Source organism: Micromonospora sp. D75 (assembly GCF_018070405.1).
GTDB lineage: Bacteria > Actinomycetota > Actinomycetes > Mycobacteriales > Micromonosporaceae > Micromonospora > Micromonospora chalcea.
The window spans coordinates 1-14413 of the sequence record NZ_JAGPXV010000079.1 but is presented as its reverse complement, the minus strand read 5'-3'; the positions used below and the strand labels follow the sequence as shown (position 1 = coordinate 14413).

Here is a 14413-nt window from a genome sequence, read left to right as displayed (position 1 = left end):
GGTGGCGGCATCCCGCAAACGTTCATGCCGCCACCTAGGCGAAGCGGTGGCGACCACGCGGGACCGGGCATGAGCACCGCCGCGGCGGGTACCCGTCCCGGACGGACACCGGCGGGAACCGAAGGAGCGGATATGAAGGTCCGAAGCTCCCTGCGCGCACTCAAGCGCAAGGCCGACTCGATAGTGGTCCGGCGCCGGGGCAAGCTGTTCGTGCTGAACAAGTCCGACCGGCGGCAGAAGGCCCGGCAGGGCTGAGCCCGATGGCGGACATCCTGATCACCGGGGCCGGCAGCGGGCTCGGCCGGGGCGCGGCGCTCGGGCTGGCCCGCGCCGGCCACCACGTGATCGCCGCGGCACAGATCTGGCCGCAGGTCCGCGAGCTGCGCGCCGAGGCCGAACGGGCCGGCGTCGCGCTGGACGCGATCAAGCTGGACGTCACCGACCCGGCCGACCGGGCCGCGGCTGCCCGCCACCGTGTCGACATCCTGGTGCTCAACGCGGGCCTGCAGGAGGCTGGCGCGGTGGTGGAGATCCCGATGGAGCGGGTCCGCCGCTCGTTCGACGTGAACGTCTTCGGCCACCTGCACCTGGCACAGGACCTCGTGCCGCCGATGCTGGCCCGGGGCGCCGGCAAGGTGGTCTGGGTGTCCTCGGCGGTCGGCGTACGGACCCGGCCGTTCATCGGCGTCTACGCCGCCACCAAACACGCGATCGAGGCGCTCGCCTGGGCCATGAAGGGCGAGCTGGAACCGCGCGGCGTCCGCGTTGCGGTGATCAACCCCGGCCCGTACCGGACCGGCTACAACGACACCGGCGTGGAGACCATGTCCCAGTGGTGGGACGAGTCCACCGCGCTGCTGCCGCGCCCTGACTTCGGCGACTACCTGGGCCACCAGCGCGACCCCCAGGAGATGATCGACGAGATGGTCCGCGCGGTGCCCGCCGACGACGGGCACCCGTACCGCACCACGTGCCCGCCGTCGCTGCGCGAGCAGCTCAGGGAGTTCGAGTCGCAGGTGTGGGACGCGACGTCGTGACGGCGGTGTCCGGGATGCGCTCCGGGTGGGCACCGCCGGTCAGCCGGGCCGCGGCGAAGCCGACCAGCGGACGGTAGATGCGCACCGAGTCGGCGAGCGCGGAGAAGTGCGAACCCGCGTTGCCCGCGTGGTAGCGGGTGGCGATGTCCACCTGTTCGACCGGCAGCCCGGCGCCCACCGCGCGCAGCAGCACGTCCATCTCGTACTCGAAGCGGTCGCCGGGGACGGTGACCAGCCAGTCCAGCAGCCCGGCCGGGTACGCCCGCAGCCCGGTCTGGGTGTCCCGCACGTCCCGCCCGGTCGCCAGCCGGAACGCGACCCGGGTCGCGGCGTTGCCGAACCGGCTGCGGGCCGGCACCTCGCCGTCGAACCGGCGCACGCCGAGCGTCATCGCGCCGGTGGCGCGCATCCGCCCGGCCACCCGGCACACGTCCTCCACGCGGTGCTGACCGTCGGCGTCCACACAGGTCACATCGTGTCCCGGGTGGCGCGTGGCGGCGTACCGGAAACCGGTGCGCAGCACCACGCCCTTGCCCCGGTTGACCCGGCGGCGCAGCACCTCGGCGCCCCGGTCGCGGGCCGCGCGCAGCACCCCGGCGGCGGCCGGGCCGCTGCCGTCGTCCACGACCAGCACCCGCGCCCCGGGCAGCGCGGCCCGCAGGTCGGTGACCAGCGGCGGAAGCCGGTCACCCGGCCGGTACACGGGCACGAGCACGATCACTGGACCTCCCGGGGTGGACTCGCCCGCCGGCACGGTCCGCCGGGTCGATCGAGGAGCGTCGTACCCCGGGCCCGCGACCGCGAATCACCGCCGGGGTGTGAGGCGTCCGATCCGGTCGGCCGCGCGGGTCAGCGCGCGCTCGCGGCGCAGCGACGCCTCCGGAGTACGCACACCGAGATAGCCGAGCCGGCTGAGCGCCCGGACCGCCCGCTCGCGCCGGGCCGGCACCGGTTCGGGCGCGGTCACCGGCACGTCGGCCAGCGCCGGGCCGGACAGGCCGAGCACGCGCGCGGCGAGCAGCCGGACGCGGGGCAGGTGCCACGGGTGCGTGACCAGCCCGAGCGGGTGCCGCGCGGTGAACTCGGCCGCGCCGAGCAGCCCGTCCTGCACGGTGTGCGCCAGGTTCTGCAGCGTGGTGCGGGACCGGGTCTCGGCCGCCGACCGGGCGTACGCGTCGAGGCCGGCCTCGCGCGCCAGCGCCCGCATCAGCTCGCCCTCCCGGAATCCGGGCGGCGGACCGGGCGCCCCGGCCGGGCCGTGCGGCCAGCCGCCGGTGAACACGACCCGGGCGCCGGGCGCGCGGCGGAACTCCTCGGCGTGCGCGCGGACGTACGCCACCGCGGCCTCGGTGCGCGCGATGCTCTCGGCGGTGAGCCGGTAGCCGTCGTCGCCGGCCACCACGCCACGGCCGAAGACCAGCAGCACGGTGGCGGTCGGCGTCATCCCCTCACCGTACGTGTCACTCCTCCTCGGGGGGCCAGGGAGGCGTGCCGACGCCGGTGATGCGCACCCCGCCCCACGGGTCCACCTCGGTGAGCCGGGCCCGGGTGACGCGCTCGCCGATGCGGATCTCCACGTCGCGGCGGCCGGAGCGCAGCAGCCGCACCAGGCGTGGCTCCGGCTCGACGCGCCCGGCCCAGTGGTAGCGGCCGTCGACCGGCTCGAACCGGCCGCCGGCGTGCAGCCGTACCGGGGTGCCGGCGATCTCGGCCGTGCCCTGCCAGGTCACCTGTCGATCCGTTCGTGCGCGCGGGTCAGCTCCGGCGGCAGGTCCGCGCCCCGGCGGACCCCCTCGATGCCGCTCCACAGCAGCGTGGTCAGGTACTCGGTGAGCGCGGACCGGTGGATCGGCTGCCCGTGCGTGGTCCACCAGTCGCCGACCGCCTGCACGAACCCGACCAGCCCGTACGCCCACGGCTCGGCCGGCCCGGCGTCGAGACCGAGCGCGCGCAGCCGGTCGCCGATGACCCGGGCCAGCCCGGTGGCCACCTGCCGGCTGGTGCCGGCGACCACCTGCTGGATGCCGGGATGGCCGGACTCGTGCACCAGGAACCGGTAGAGCGAGGGCTCGAACTCCACCACGCTCAGGTACGCGTCGATCGTCGCCTCGACCAGCGCCCGCTCCTCGCGGACCTGCTCCACGGCGGGCGCGACGGCGGCCACCACGCGCGCCGCGACCACCTCGCTGACCGCGAGCCAGAGCTGCGCCTTGTCGGCGAAGTAGCGGTAGAGCACCGGTTTGCTGACCCCGGCGGTGGCCGCCACCTGGTCCATGTCGACGTTCGGGCCGTGCCGCAGCAGCGCCTGCACGGCGGCGGCGATCAGTTCCTGGCGGCGCTGTTCGCGGTGCTCCGCCCAGCGGTCACGCCGCCCTCCGGACCGTGGCGGGGACGGCTCCGGCGAGGGGTCGGGGCCATTGACATCGGTGGTGGTGCGTCGCATGCTACCACTCGTAACAGTTACTGGAAGTTACGTCAATATGGAGGGGTCATGGCCGGATTCCCGCGCGAGGCGGTAGCCGCCCGCCTCCTCACCGCCTCCGTGCGTACCAGCTACGACCCCCTGGTGGACGTCGACTGGTCGGCGCCACCAGTGCCCGGCGCGTACTGGCTGCCGCCGTCGCGCAGCAGCCTCTACGGCACGCCACTGTGGGACGGGCTGACCGAGGAGCAGCGGGTCGAGCTGACCAAGCACGAGGTGGCCAGCGCCGCCAGCGCCGGGATCTGGTTCGAGACGATCCTCATGCAGATGCTGATCCGGCACTACTACGACGCGGATCCGACCAGCCGGCACGCCCAGTACGCGCTGACCGAGGTCGCCGACGAGTGCCGGCACTCCATCATGTTCGGCCGGCTCATCGAGGCCACCGGCGCGCCCGTCTACCGCGCCGAGCCCGTCGACCACCTGCTCGGGCGCTGGCTCAAGGCCACCGCCACCGGCCCGCAGATGTACGCGGCCATCCTGATCGCCGAGGAGATCCTCGACTCGTTCCAGCGCGAGATCATGGCCGACGAGTCGTTGCAGCCGCTGATCCGGATGGTGTCGCGCATCCACGTGGTGGAGGAGGCCCGGCACGTGCGCTTCGCCCGCGACGAGCTGGCCCGGCAGGTGGAGGCGGCCGGGCCGGTCGCGCTCACGTACGCGCGGCTGGTGATCGGGCGGGCCGCGTACTCGATCACGCGGCGGCTGGTGCACCCGCGGGCGTACGCGTCGGTCGGGATCGACCCGGCGGCCGGTCACGCCGCGGCGCGGGCCAACCCGCACTGGCGGGCCACACTGCGCTGGTCGGCGCAGCGGATCGCCGAGCATCTGACCGAGCTGGGTCTGGTGGCCGGGCCGGGTCGGCTGCTGTGGCGCCGGGCCGGGTTGATCGAGGGCTGACCGGCGGCGACCCGAAGGGGAAGGATCGCCGCCGGCCGCCCGGTCAGGAGGTCGGGAAGTTGTCGGGGGTGCGGATCCGGTCGCGCATGTACGCGCCGGACTGCGTCAGCACCGACGTCCCGCTGAACGAGCCGGACGCGCACGTGCCCGGCCGCAGCGCGGCCGAACCCTCGGGGGCGTCGGAGAACGTCCAGTTGGCGTAGCTGATCTTCAGCCGGTCGAGCAGGTCGAGCCAGGCGTTGCTGCTGGCGACGTCGACGGCGCCGTCGCCGGTGTAGGTGACGGTGCCGAACTCGGTGACGAACAGCGGCAGCCGGGAGGCGGCCCGCTGCACCTCGTTGCGGTAGTTGTCCTGGTGCGAGGCGGCGTAGAAGTGGAACGTGTACATGATGTTCTGCGCCCGCACCGGGTTGTTCACGATCTCGTCGGAGTTGCTGCCGTCGGACACGCCCAGCGAGGACCAGCCGCGGGTGCCGACGATGATCACCGCGTCCGGGTCGTTGGCCCGGATCACCGGGATGACCTGCTCGGCGTAGTTGCGGATGGTGGACCAGCTGACCCCGTTGGGCTCGTTGGTGATCTCGTAGATCACGTTCTTCTTGGCCGCGTTGCGCGCGGACACGTTGGCGAAGAACGTCTTGGCCCGGTCCAGGTTGTACATCGGGTCACCGGGGGTCAGCGTGTGGAAGTCGATGAGCGCGTACATGCCCCGGGCCTCGGCCTTGTCCACGAGCGTGTTCACCTGGGCGGTGAAGCCGGCCGGGTTGGTCTCGTAGCCCTGCTCCTGCACGTACATCGAGATGCGCAGCAGGTCCGACTGCCACTCGTCGGCCAGCACGTCGAGCGAGGTGTCGGTGTAGCAGTTGGCGAACCACTGCAGGCCGTGGGTGCTCATGCCGCGCAGCTGGATCGGCCGCCCGTACTGGTTGCAGAGGTTGACCCCGCAGACCTGGAGCTGGCCGTTGATCGCGACCGGGGTGGTGCCGGTCGGCGGCGGCGTCGTGGGCGGGGGAGTGGTCGGCGGCGGGGACGTGCTGGGCGGCGGGGTGCTCGGCGGGGGCGTGCCGGTGCCGCCGGTGCAGACCGTGCCGTTGAGCGTGAACGAGGTGGGGCTCGGGTTCGACCCGGTCCAGGAGCCGTTGAAGCCCACAGTGGTGCTCGCGCCGGTGCCGAGCGCGCCGTTGTAGTCCGCGCTGCGCGCGGTGACCGAGGAGCCGCTCTGCTGCCAGGTGGCCGACCAGCCCTGCACCACGCGCTGGCCCCCGTCGGGGAAGGTGAAGCCCAGCGTCCAGTTGCTCACCGGGTCGCCGAGGTTCCTCACCGCGACCGTGGCGGTGAAGCCCCCGGGCCACGAGTTGGTGGTGTAGGTGACGGCACAGCCGGTCGCGGCCATCGCGTCCGGCGACGGCAGGACGGCCGTCGCCGCCAGGGCGAGCGCGCCGACCGCGCCGCCGACGAGCAGGTGCCGCCGGGACGGGCGGGGAATCGAGAACATGCGGGAAGGTCCCATCGCTTGATGGTGATCGGACGGTGCCCGTCGTGAACCTGCCCGGAAAGCCCGACGCGGCGGCCTGGGGGAGCGCTCCCAGGGCCGAGCGTAGAGGCGGATGCCGATGCGTGCAACAGCCGGCGGCTCAGCGGCCGCCGCGCCGCCCGCCGTAGAGCCGCAGCGCGTTGCAGACGTCGAACACGCCCGGCACGTCCCAGGCCAGCTCGGCGGCGACCAGGCGGGTCTCCGGGTCGGCCACCAGACCGGCGAGGATCACCACCCGGTTCTGCACCGTGACGGTGATCTGCTGCCGCCGGGTGGTCCAGTCGGCGCTGAGCCGCTGGGCGACGAGCGAGGCGAGCCGGGTGTCCGCGTCGTCGGGCTCCGGCTCACGGCCGGTGTACGGGAACTCGGGGTACGGCCAGGGCATCACCACGGGGAGGGCTCCTTCTGTTCGGTCATGACCGCGCGCCGGGACGCGGATCCCGGCGCCGGGGCGCGGCCGTCGACGACTGTGAAGACGCCGTCGAGCCGCATCGTGTGCAGCACGGTGAGCACGAAGCGCGACGGCGAGAGCAGGCACAGCCGGCGGCCGTCGCGCCGGGCGTCCTGGTGCGCGCGCACCAGCAGGCCGAGCCCGGCCGAGTCGATCACCTCGAGCGCGGACAGGTCGACCAGTTCGCGGTCGCCGCGCACGGAGCGTTCCGCGATCGCCCGGCGTACCGCCTCGGCGGGATCGACGTCGGCGGCGGCCGGGGTGCCGGCCACCTGCTCCAGGTCCTCGGTGCCCAGGCCGTCCTCGGCGACCGTGGCCCGGACGCTGCACCGGGGGCAGTGGTGCGGGCCGGACGCGAAGGGCGAGCCGACCCAGTCGTGCTCGAACACGAGCGTCCACACCACCTCGGCGTCGGGCAGCGTCGCGCCCGCGCCGGTGACGCTGTCGCCGCAGCCGTCGCAGATGAGCATCATCAGGTGGTCCGCGGGGACGACTGTCACACCTCCTCCTTCCGCCGGGCGCCCGGATCGGGCGCCTGCCGGTCCGCGCCCGTGCCGCCCGCCGTCACCACCGCCAGCACGACCGCCACGGCCGCGAACGCGGTCTGCGTCACCAGGGACAGCAGCGGCGAGGCGTCGGGGCGGCGGTCCACCAGCCCGACCACGATCGCGCCGAGCAGCGCGGCGGCCACGCCGAGCGCCAGCGTCAGCCAGACCGGGACGGCCTTGCGTCCCGGCACGACGAGCCGGCCCACGCCACCGACGGCGAGACCCACCACGAGTGCTCCGACGAGCGTGCTTCCGGTCACGGCCCCTCCTCAGCGGGGTGCGGACGCGACCCGGGCCCGGCCGCGCGCAGCCGGACGGGGCGTGTCGACGACGGGTACGGCGCCCAGCCCGGAGGTCTGCAGGATGCGCCGGATCCGTGGGTGCGGGTTGCTCAGCGTGAGCACGCCGTCCTGCCGCGCCAGCCGCCGGTGCACGTCCAGCAGCAGCGCGACCGCGGCGGCGTCCACATGCCGGCACCCGGCGAGGTCGATCGTCAGCTCGCGGGGGCGCAGCGCGAGGATGCGGTCCAGCACGTGCGCGACCTCGGGCAGCCCGGCGAGGTCCAGTTCGTCGGTGATGTCCACCCGCACGTGCGGCACGGCGGACTCCGGCGGGGACGGCAGGGTAGCGGGCATCAGGTCGCTTCCGTGGCGGGTTCAGTGTCGATCCCCACTCTGCGCAGCGATCTTGGAGGTCCCCGGACGGTTGTATGACGGTTCGATGACAAAAACCACGAACGGCCCACGCGGTTGGGCTACCCGTGCCCGGCCGGTCATGATGCCCATATGACGGCCGTACTGGTGATCGAGGACGACGACCGCATCCGGCTCGCGCTGCAGCTCGCCCTGGAGGAGGAGGGCTACGAGGCGTACGGCGCCCCGACCGCGGAGGACGGGCTGCGACGGCAGCGGGAGAAGCCGTCCGACTACGTGCTCGTCGACCTGATGCTGCCCGGCATGAACGGGTTCGACTGCATCCGCCAGCTGCGCCGCGACGACGACGTGCCGGTCGTGGTGATCAGCGCCCGCGACGACACCCACGACATCGTCGCCGCGCTGGAGGCCGGCGCCGACGACTACGTGGTGAAGCCGGTCGCGATCAAGGAGCTGTCGGCCCGGCTGCGGGCGCTGCGCCGGCGGGTCCGCACCGTGTCCGGGCCCGCCCCCGCCCAGTTCTTCGGCGAGCTGGAGATCAGCGCCGAGGCCGGCGAGGTGCGCCGCTCCGGACGGCCGGTCCCGGTCACCCGCACCGAGTTCCGGCTGCTCTGCGAGCTGGCCGAGCACGCCGGCCGCGTGCTGTCCCGCCAGCAGTTGCTCAGCCGGGTCTGGGGCTACGAGACCGGCGACGAGCGGCTCGTCGACGTGCACGTCGGCCGGCTGCGGCAGAAGATCGAGTCGGACCCGGCGAACCCCCGCCACCTGGTCACCCTCCGCGGCCTCGGCTACAAGCTGCAGCGATGACCCGTCCCGGACTGCGCGCCCGCGTCACCGCGGCGTTCGCCGTCGGCGCGTTGCTGCTGTCCGCGCTGATGGCCCTCTTCTCGTACGACCTGACCCGGCGCTCGCTGCTCGACGAGCGGGAGCGCACCGCGGTGCGGGCCGCCTACTACGACGCGGCGGTGGTCCGCTCCGGCCTGGACACCGGTACGCCGGACGTGGTGGCGGTGCTGCGCTCGCTCGACACCGGCAGCGCCCGCCGCCCGCTGCTGCACCTGCCCGACGGCTGGTACGCCCGCACCGCCGACGTGGGCGCCAGCTCCGTGCCGGTGGAGTTGCAGCGCATGGTCGCCGACGGCAAGCCCGCGGTGCAGCGGATCCGCCTCGACGGGCAGCCCGCGCTGCTGGTCGGCGTGCCGCTGCCCGGCGCGCTCGGCTACTACGAGCTGACCTCGCTGCGGGAGGTCGAGGAGACGTTCCAGGTGGTGGGCCTGGCGCTGATCGCCGTGGCGATCATGGTGGCCGGGGCGGGCGCGGCGCTCGGCTGGTACGCCACCCGGCACAGCCTGCGGCCACTGACAGCGGTCGCCGACGCGGCGGAACGGATCGCGGGCGGGGACTTCGCCACCCGGCTCGATCCGACCACCGACCCCGACCTCACCCGCCTGTCCAGCTCGTTCAACGAGATGGTCGACAAGCTGGTGCACCGCATCGAGCGGGACCGGCGCTTCGCCGCCGACGTGAGCCACGAGCTGCGCTCGCCGTTGCAGACGCTGGCCGCGGCGGCGAGCGTGCTGCACCGCCGCCGCGAGCACCAGGACGAACGCACCGCCACCGCCGCCGGCCTGGTGGCCGACGAGGTGACCCGGTTCCAGCGCCTCGTCGACGACCTGATCCAGCTGGCCCGCACCGAGCAGCCGGCGCACCGCGAGATGGTCGACGTGGTGGAGCTGGCCCGGGCCGCCTGCCGGGAACGATCGCTGCCGGAGAGCCTGGTGCAGGTGGCAGGCGACGTCCCGCACGAGTGGTGGGTCGACCGGCGCCGGTTCGCGCAGACGCTGCTGAACCTGGTGGAGAACGCCGAGCGCTACGGCGGCGGCCCGGTCGCCGTACGCCTGGGCGGGGGCGACGGCGTGGGCGTGCTGGAGGTCGACGACGACGGACCGGGCGTGCCGCCGGGCGACCGGGAGATCATCTTCGACCGGTTCGTGCGGGGCCGGGCGGCGCACGACCGCGCCGGCACCGACGGCACCGGACTCGGCCTCGCCCTGGTGGCGCAGCACGCCGACGCGCACGGCGGGTCGGCGCGGGTGCTGGACCGCGCGCCCGGCGCCCGTTTCCGGGTCGAGCTGCCCGGAGCGCTCCGGTGAGCCGGCGGCGGCTCGCGCCCGCCCTGCTCGCCGTGGCGCTGCTCGCCGGCTGCGGGGTGCCGGTGGACGACGAGCCCCGGCTCGTGCAGACGCCGCCCGGGGCCTTCCCGACGCCTGCGGCGTCCTCGACCGCCGACGGGGACGGGCGGGTGGACGAGCCGTTCTGCTTCGTCCGGGACGACGGCCTGGTCGTGGTCAACCGCCGGGTGGACGGGCTGCCCGGGGTGGACACGCACCTGCAGCACCTGCTGGCCGGTCCCGGTCCGGGGGAGCGCCGCCAGGGGCTGTCCACGGCGCTGCCGGGCACGGTGGCGGTGGCCGGGGCCACGCTGGCCGGCACGGTGGCCACCGTCGACGTGCGCCAGGCCGGTGAGGAGACCGGCCGCAACGACGAGGTGCTGGCCTTCGGGCAGATCGTGTGCAGCCTCACGCAGCGACCGGACGTGTACAGCGTCGCGTTCCGCCGCGGCGGGCAGCCGCTGGAGGTGCCGCGCGCGGACGGAAGCCTCTCGGTGCTGCCGCTCACCGCTGCCGACTACCGCCCGTTGATGCCACGCTGATCGCCGTTGCTCGCCTCTATGTCCGGATATGACACTAAATCTCCATCGTCCGTTCGGTTGATTTGGCCATGGCTTTTGGTCTAGTGTGGCTGGCACGACCGGTGTGGGAGGCCACCCGTTCTCCGAGGACAGGAAGGGCAGCATGACCACGATGACCATGGCATCGACCGCGACCGAGGTGCAGCGCGCGCCGCAGACCGGTGAGGAGTCCCGTGCCAGCGAGCTGATCGCGGCGCTCGCCGCGCTGCCCGCCGGCCACCCGCAGCGGGCCGCCCTGCGCAACCAGGTCATCGAGGCGTGGCTGCCGCTGGCGAACCACCTGGCCGCCCGCTACAGCGGGCGCGGCGAGCCGGCCGGCGACCTCGCGCAGACCGCCGCGCTGGGCCTGATCAAGGCGGTGGACCGGTTCGACGCCTCGCGCGGCGTCGACTTCGCCGGCTTCGCCATCCCGACGATCCTCGGCGAGATCAAGCGGCACTTCCGCGACCGCACCTGGACCATCCGGGTTCCGCGCCGCCTGCAGGAGCTGCGGCTGCGCATCTCCGAGGCGAACAGCACGCTGACCCAGACGCTCAACCGGGCCCCGACCGTCGCCGACATCGCCGCCCACCTCGACGTCACCGAGGAAGAGGTGCTCGAAGGCCTGGAAGGCGCCCGCGCCTACAACGCGGTGTCGCTGTCCACCCCGATCGGCGACGGCGACAGCGCCACCGAGCTGGGCGACACCCTCGGTGCCGAGGACAACGAGTACGAGCTGGCCGAGCTGCGCGCCTCCCTCGGCCCGGCGCTGGCCACGCTCGACGAGCGGGAGCAGAAGATCCTCACGCTGCGCTTCTACGGCAACCTGACCCAGAGCGAGATCGCGGCCCGCGTCGGTGTCTCCCAGATGCACGTGTCCCGGCTGCTCGCCCGCGCCCTGACCAAGCTGCGCGGCCAGCTCACCGAGGCCTGAGCCACACACGTACCGCGACCCCCGCCGGCCCGTGACGGCGGGGGTCGCGTCGTGTGTCACCAGCGCGACGGCGGTGGCGGCGGCACCAGCGGCGGACGGTCGTCGCAGGTGATGGTGTTCGGCAGCAGCCACGGGGCCAGCCAGCCGCCGTCGTTGCCGCCGAGGTCGGTCAGGGCGAACTCCGACCCGGCCGGGGTGAAGTGGAACGACCCGCAGTTGTTCACGCCGACCGCGCCCACGTTGCGGGCGTCGACGTTCGCGAAGCTCGCCCCGCCCGCCGTACGCGCGCTGACCACCGACGTCCCGGCGCCGTCGACCCGGATGTCCCGGAAGCGGACGTTGTCGATGCGGACGCTGTCCTTCACCGGCCAGTCGCTGACCAGCATGATCGCGTTGTAGGTGCTGTCCAGGTACGCGTCGCCGCTGACCAGGATGTCCGCGTCGATGCTGCGGTCCAGCGCGTAGAACCAGATCGCGCCGAGGCCGATGTTCCAGTTCAGGTCGTACGTGCCGGCCCGCACCGCGGTGTTGCCGGTGATCCGCAGCCGGCCGGTGAACGGCTCCGCCCCGAACCGGGAGCCCACCTGGATCGCGCTGCCCTCGCGTACCGGGTCGGCGATCAGGTTGTGCGCGACGGTCAGGTCCGCGCCGCCGTACAGCGCGATGCCGTTGGCGAGCACCGGCGACTGCACCGTGTTGTACGCGAACGTGTTCGACGCGTTCGCCGTGCCCTCCGACCACATGGCGAGGGCGTCGTCGCCGCTGTTGCGGACCACCGAGTTCGTCACCGAGGAGCGGGTGACGCCGGTGTGGAAGTTCAGCCCGTCGGCGATCTGGTCGGCGATCACGGTGTTCGTGACCCGCAGGCCGGTCATCGGCCCGTCGAACCACATGCCGACCTTCGTGTGGTGCAGGTAGAGGCCGTCGATCGTGCTGTGGCTGAGCGCCCCGCCGATGGCGTTGACCTGGTCGGTGTCGATCCGCTCGCGTACGTCGCCCTCGATCGCGAAGCCGGACAGGTGCACGTCGCTGCTGCCGCCGTCGGCGGCGTCGCGGCCGTAGAAGCCGACGCCGGTGTGCCGGGAGCCGTCGGGCGCGGGCGTGTCCAGCGTGACCTCGCGTCCCCGCACGATCGTGTACCAGCTGCCCGCACCGGCGATCGTCACGTCGTCCACGACGATGTGCCGGTTGACCTGGTAGGTGCCGGGCGGCAGGTAGAGCGGGCGGTCCACCCGCCGCGCGTACGCGACGGCCCGGTCGAGGGCGTCTGCGGACTCCCGCCGGCCGGTCGGGTCGGCGCCGAAGGACAGCGCGTTCACCGCGCGGGGGACCACGCGCGGCGGCGCGACCAGGTGCGCGTCCACCAGGTCGATCACCGTCCACGCGGCGGCGGTGCCGCGCGGCGCGGTCAGCCGGACCACCTCACCGGCCCGATGGGTACGGCCGAGCAGCAGCCGCTGCTCGTCGTAGAAGTGGTGCGGCCGGAACGGCTTGCTGATCACCGGCGCGGGCGTGGTGGCCGCCGGCACGCAGGAGCACTCGGTGATCCACCAGTCCGGGTGCAGCAGGTCGGCGCCGGGGTCGTTGGTGAACGGGTACTGGTTGTAGAGCCAGGCGTACTGCGAGGTCAGCGTCATGGTGCGGGCGGGCGCGTGCCCGACGGACACCCGCAGCGGCGCGGTGATCCCGCCGCCGCCCGGCGCGTCCGGGATGCTGTAGCGCACGGTCAGCGCGTTCGTGGGCCGGGGGAGCGTGAGTTCGACGTGCTGGCCGGGCAGCAGGCGCACGGCGCGGCGGCCGGACGCCTCACCGGCGAGTGTGTACGCCGACCGGTCCGGCCCGATCACGGTGCCGGTGGTCCGGCCGTGTTCCGCCTCCTGCTCGACGTAGTCCACAGTCGCACCGCGACCGGCGACGAGCGCGGGGTCCAGCCCGGCGCGGGTCACCACGGGGGCCGGTCCGCGCGGCGGGCCGGCCGTGGCGGCGCCGGACGGTACGAGCAGGGCGGCGGCGGCGAGCGCCGCCGCGAGGATCCTCGGCACGCTCCGCGACATCGGAGCACCCACTTTCTCGGGGGACGGGGTGGCCTCGGCGGCGCAGGCCATCGACAAGGGTCCTCATGTTATTCCGGTGCTCTGTTGACTTTCAAGCATCAATCTGCTCGCATCTTTCGGACCTCTTGTCGGCCGCCTTGGCAAGAACCGATCCGTCCGGCTGTTCATTTCTTGCAAGAATCCGACGTACGATTGCCGCCGTGACGAAGCGCCTGACCGAGGTGGCCCGCAAGGCGGGCGTCAGCGAGGCGACGGTGAGCCGGGTGCTCAACGGCCGCGGCGGCGTGTCCGAGGCGACCCGGACCGCCGTGCTGACCGCCCTCGACGTACTCGGCTACGAGCGCCCGAGCAAGCTGCGCGGCGAGCGCGCCCGCCTGGTCGGCCTGGTGCTGCCGGAGTTGCAGAACCCGATCTTCCCGGCGCTGGCCGAGGTGGTCACCGGCTCGCTCGCGCAGCGCGGCTTCACCCCGGCGTTGTGCGCCCGCACCATCGGCGGCGTACCGGAGTCCGGGTACGTGGAGATGCTGCTCGACCACCAGGTCAGCGGCGTCATCTTCGCCGGCGGCTCGTACGCGCTCGCCGACGCCTCGCACGAGCACTACCGGCGCCTCACCGACCGGGGCCTGCCGGTGGTGCTGGTGAACGCCGGCGTCGAGGAGCTGGGTTTCCCGCGCGTGTCCACCGACGACGCGGTCGCCGTCGAGCAGGCGTACGGCCACCTGCGCTCGCTCGGCCACGACCGGATCGGCATGGTGCTCGGCCCGGCCGACCACGTGCCCTCGCGCCGCAAGCTCGACGCCATGGTCCGGGCCGCCGGCTGGGGCGAGGACCGGTCCATGGTGGAGCGGTCCAGCTTCTCCATGGAGGGCGCGCGGGTCGCCGCCACGAAGCTGATCGAGCGCGGCGCGACCGGCATCGTCTGCGCCAGCGACGTGCTCGCGCTGGGCACCATCCGGGCCGCCCGGCGTTTGGGCTGCGCGGTGCCGGCCGACGTCTCGGTGGTCGGCTTCGACGACACGGCGTTCATGACCTGCACCGACCCGCCGCTGACCACGGTGCGCCAGCCGATCGAGACCATGGGCCAGGCCG

At 73.7% G+C, this 14413-nt stretch carries 18 protein-coding genes; 8 read left to right on the top strand and 10 right to left on the bottom strand.

Annotated elements, in window-relative coordinates; genetic code table 11:
- Positions 1–132: 132 nt before the first annotated feature.
- Positions 133–255 (top strand): ribosomal protein bL36, encoded by a 123-nt coding sequence (locus KBX39_RS07735; RefSeq protein WP_043324353.1) that lies wholly within the window; start codon positions 133–135, stop codon positions 253–255.
- A 5-nt stretch (positions 256–260) separates the two neighbouring features.
- Positions 261–1037 (top strand): SDR family oxidoreductase, encoded by a 777-nt coding sequence (locus tag KBX39_RS07730; RefSeq protein WP_064446087.1) that lies wholly within the window; start codon positions 261–263, stop codon positions 1035–1037.
- On the opposite strand, the gene KBX39_RS07725 is transcribed toward KBX39_RS07730, so the two are convergent.
- The 4 genes from KBX39_RS07725 to KBX39_RS07710 form a co-directional block, all read right to left on the bottom strand.
- Positions 997–1752 carry a glycosyltransferase family 2 protein gene (locus KBX39_RS07725; RefSeq protein ID WP_223201081.1) on the bottom strand — a complete coding sequence of 252 codons (756 nt, stop codon included), beginning with the start codon at positions 1750–1752 and terminating at the stop codon, positions 997–999. The genes KBX39_RS07730 and KBX39_RS07725 overlap by 41 nt on opposite strands.
- A 90-nt stretch (positions 1753–1842) precedes the next feature.
- Positions 1843–2481 carry a YdcF family protein gene (locus KBX39_RS07720; RefSeq protein ID WP_187694544.1) on the bottom strand — a complete coding sequence of 213 codons (639 nt, stop codon included), beginning with the start codon at positions 2479–2481 and terminating at the stop codon, positions 1843–1845.
- Positions 2482–2497: 16 nt separating this feature from the next.
- A complete protein-coding gene (locus KBX39_RS07715; RefSeq protein WP_043324346.1) occupies positions 2498–2767 on the bottom strand; it encodes a DUF4873 domain-containing protein in 270 nt (89 codons plus the stop codon).
- Entirely contained in the window at positions 2764–3480 is a 717-nt protein-coding gene (locus KBX39_RS07710) for a TetR family transcriptional regulator (RefSeq protein WP_030504073.1), read from the bottom strand. The genes KBX39_RS07715 and KBX39_RS07710 overlap by 4 nt, the downstream gene beginning before the upstream one ends.
- Before the next feature lie 48 nt (positions 3481–3528).
- Here KBX39_RS07710 and KBX39_RS07705 point away from each other — a divergent pair, with 48 nt between their 5' ends.
- Entirely contained in the window at positions 3529–4419 is an 891-nt protein-coding gene (locus KBX39_RS07705) for a diiron oxygenase (protein WP_043324341.1), read from the top strand.
- Positions 4420–4462: 43 nt separating this feature from the next.
- Here KBX39_RS07705 and KBX39_RS07700 read toward each other — a convergent pair whose 3' ends face one another.
- The 5 genes from KBX39_RS07700 to KBX39_RS07680 all read right to left on the bottom strand — a co-directional run bounded on the left by KBX39_RS07700 (position 4463) and on the right by KBX39_RS07680 (position 7587).
- Complete coding sequence (locus KBX39_RS07700) at positions 4463–5914, bottom strand: cellulase family glycosylhydrolase (protein WP_210869774.1); 1452 nt, start codon at positions 5912–5914, stop codon at positions 4463–4465.
- A gap of 139 nt (positions 5915–6053) precedes the next feature.
- Positions 6054–6338, bottom strand: a complete 285-nt coding sequence (locus tag KBX39_RS07695; RefSeq protein ID WP_174535716.1) for a BON domain-containing protein — start codon at positions 6336–6338, stop codon at positions 6054–6056.
- Positions 6338–6904, bottom strand: coding sequence for an STAS domain-containing protein (locus KBX39_RS07690; protein WP_104112445.1), 567 nt, complete (start codon positions 6902–6904; stop codon positions 6338–6340). The genes KBX39_RS07695 and KBX39_RS07690 overlap by 1 nt, the downstream gene beginning before the upstream one ends.
- Positions 6901–7212 (bottom strand): hypothetical protein, encoded by a 312-nt coding sequence (locus KBX39_RS07685; RefSeq protein ID WP_030504078.1) that lies wholly within the window; start codon positions 7210–7212, stop codon positions 6901–6903. The genes KBX39_RS07690 and KBX39_RS07685 overlap by 4 nt, the downstream gene beginning before the upstream one ends.
- 9 nt (positions 7213–7221) lie before the next feature.
- Positions 7222–7587, bottom strand: a complete 366-nt coding sequence (locus tag KBX39_RS07680; RefSeq protein WP_043324327.1) for an STAS domain-containing protein — start codon at positions 7585–7587, stop codon at positions 7222–7224.
- A gap of 150 nt (positions 7588–7737) precedes the next feature.
- Here KBX39_RS07680 and KBX39_RS07675 point away from each other — a divergent pair, with 150 nt between their 5' ends.
- The 4 genes from KBX39_RS07675 (at position 7738) to KBX39_RS07660 (ending at position 11270) form a co-directional block, all read left to right on the top strand.
- Entirely contained in the window at positions 7738–8412 is a 675-nt protein-coding gene (locus KBX39_RS07675; protein ID WP_043324324.1) for a response regulator transcription factor, read from the top strand.
- Positions 8409–9758 carry a HAMP domain-containing sensor histidine kinase gene (locus tag KBX39_RS07670; protein ID WP_210869772.1) on the top strand — a complete coding sequence of 450 codons (1350 nt, stop codon included), beginning with the start codon at positions 8409–8411 and terminating at the stop codon, positions 9756–9758. Before KBX39_RS07675 ends, KBX39_RS07670 begins: the two co-directional genes overlap by 4 nt.
- Positions 9755–10318 carry a GerMN domain-containing protein gene (locus KBX39_RS07665; protein ID WP_210869770.1) on the top strand — a complete coding sequence of 188 codons (564 nt, stop codon included), beginning with the start codon at positions 9755–9757 and terminating at the stop codon, positions 10316–10318. Before KBX39_RS07670 ends, KBX39_RS07665 begins: the two co-directional genes overlap by 4 nt.
- 142 nt (positions 10319–10460) lie before the next feature.
- Positions 10461–11270 (top strand): SigB/SigF/SigG family RNA polymerase sigma factor, encoded by an 810-nt coding sequence (locus KBX39_RS07660; protein ID WP_210869767.1) that lies wholly within the window; start codon positions 10461–10463, stop codon positions 11268–11270.
- A gap of 56 nt (positions 11271–11326) precedes the next feature.
- Here the strand turns inward: KBX39_RS07660 and KBX39_RS07655 are convergent, their stop codons facing one another.
- On the bottom strand, positions 11327–13324 hold the full coding sequence (locus KBX39_RS07655; protein WP_210869765.1) for a glycosyl hydrolase family 28-related protein: 1998 nt from the start codon (positions 13322–13324) through the stop codon (positions 11327–11329).
- Between the two features lie 200 nt (positions 13325–13524).
- Here KBX39_RS07655 and KBX39_RS07650 point away from each other — a divergent pair.
- Positions 13525–14413 (top strand): LacI family DNA-binding transcriptional regulator (locus tag KBX39_RS07650; protein ID WP_210869763.1); only part of this gene is annotated, 889 nt, incomplete at its 3' end.

Bases quoted from the DNA above. Each gene is read 5' to 3' on its own strand.
- KBX39_RS07710 (WP_030504073.1), bottom strand. From the start codon at position 3,480: ATGCGACGCACCACCACCGATGTCAATGGCCCCGACCCCTCGCCGGAG.
- KBX39_RS07730 (WP_064446087.1), top strand. From the start codon at position 261: ATGGCGGACATCCTGATCACCGGGGCCGGCAGCGGGCTCGGCCGGGGC.
- KBX39_RS07670 (WP_210869772.1), top strand. From the start codon at position 8,409: ATGACCCGTCCCGGACTGCGCGCCCGCGTCACCGCGGCGTTCGCCGTC.
- KBX39_RS07680 (WP_043324327.1), bottom strand. From the start codon at position 7,587: ATGCCCGCTACCCTGCCGTCCCCGCCGGAGTCCGCCGTGCCGCACGTG.
- KBX39_RS07705 (WP_043324341.1), top strand. From the start codon at position 3,529: ATGGCCGGATTCCCGCGCGAGGCGGTAGCCGCCCGCCTCCTCACCGCC.
- KBX39_RS07720 (WP_187694544.1), bottom strand. From the start codon at position 2,481: ATGACGCCGACCGCCACCGTGCTGCTGGTCTTCGGCCGTGGCGTGGTG.
- KBX39_RS07660 (WP_210869767.1), top strand. From the start codon at position 10,461: ATGACCACGATGACCATGGCATCGACCGCGACCGAGGTGCAGCGCGCG.
- KBX39_RS07695 (WP_174535716.1), bottom strand. From the start codon at position 6,338: ATGCCCTGGCCGTACCCCGAGTTCCCGTACACCGGCCGTGAGCCGGAG.
- KBX39_RS07735 (WP_043324353.1), top strand. From the start codon at position 133: ATGAAGGTCCGAAGCTCCCTGCGCGCACTCAAGCGCAAGGCCGACTCG.
- KBX39_RS07700 (WP_210869774.1), bottom strand. From the start codon at position 5,914: ATGTTCTCGATTCCCCGCCCGTCCCGGCGGCACCTGCTCGTCGGCGGC.
- KBX39_RS07655 (WP_210869765.1), bottom strand. From the start codon at position 13,324: ATGTCGCGGAGCGTGCCGAGGATCCTCGCGGCGGCGCTCGCCGCCGCC.
- KBX39_RS07675 (WP_043324324.1), top strand. From the start codon at position 7,738: ATGACGGCCGTACTGGTGATCGAGGACGACGACCGCATCCGGCTCGCG.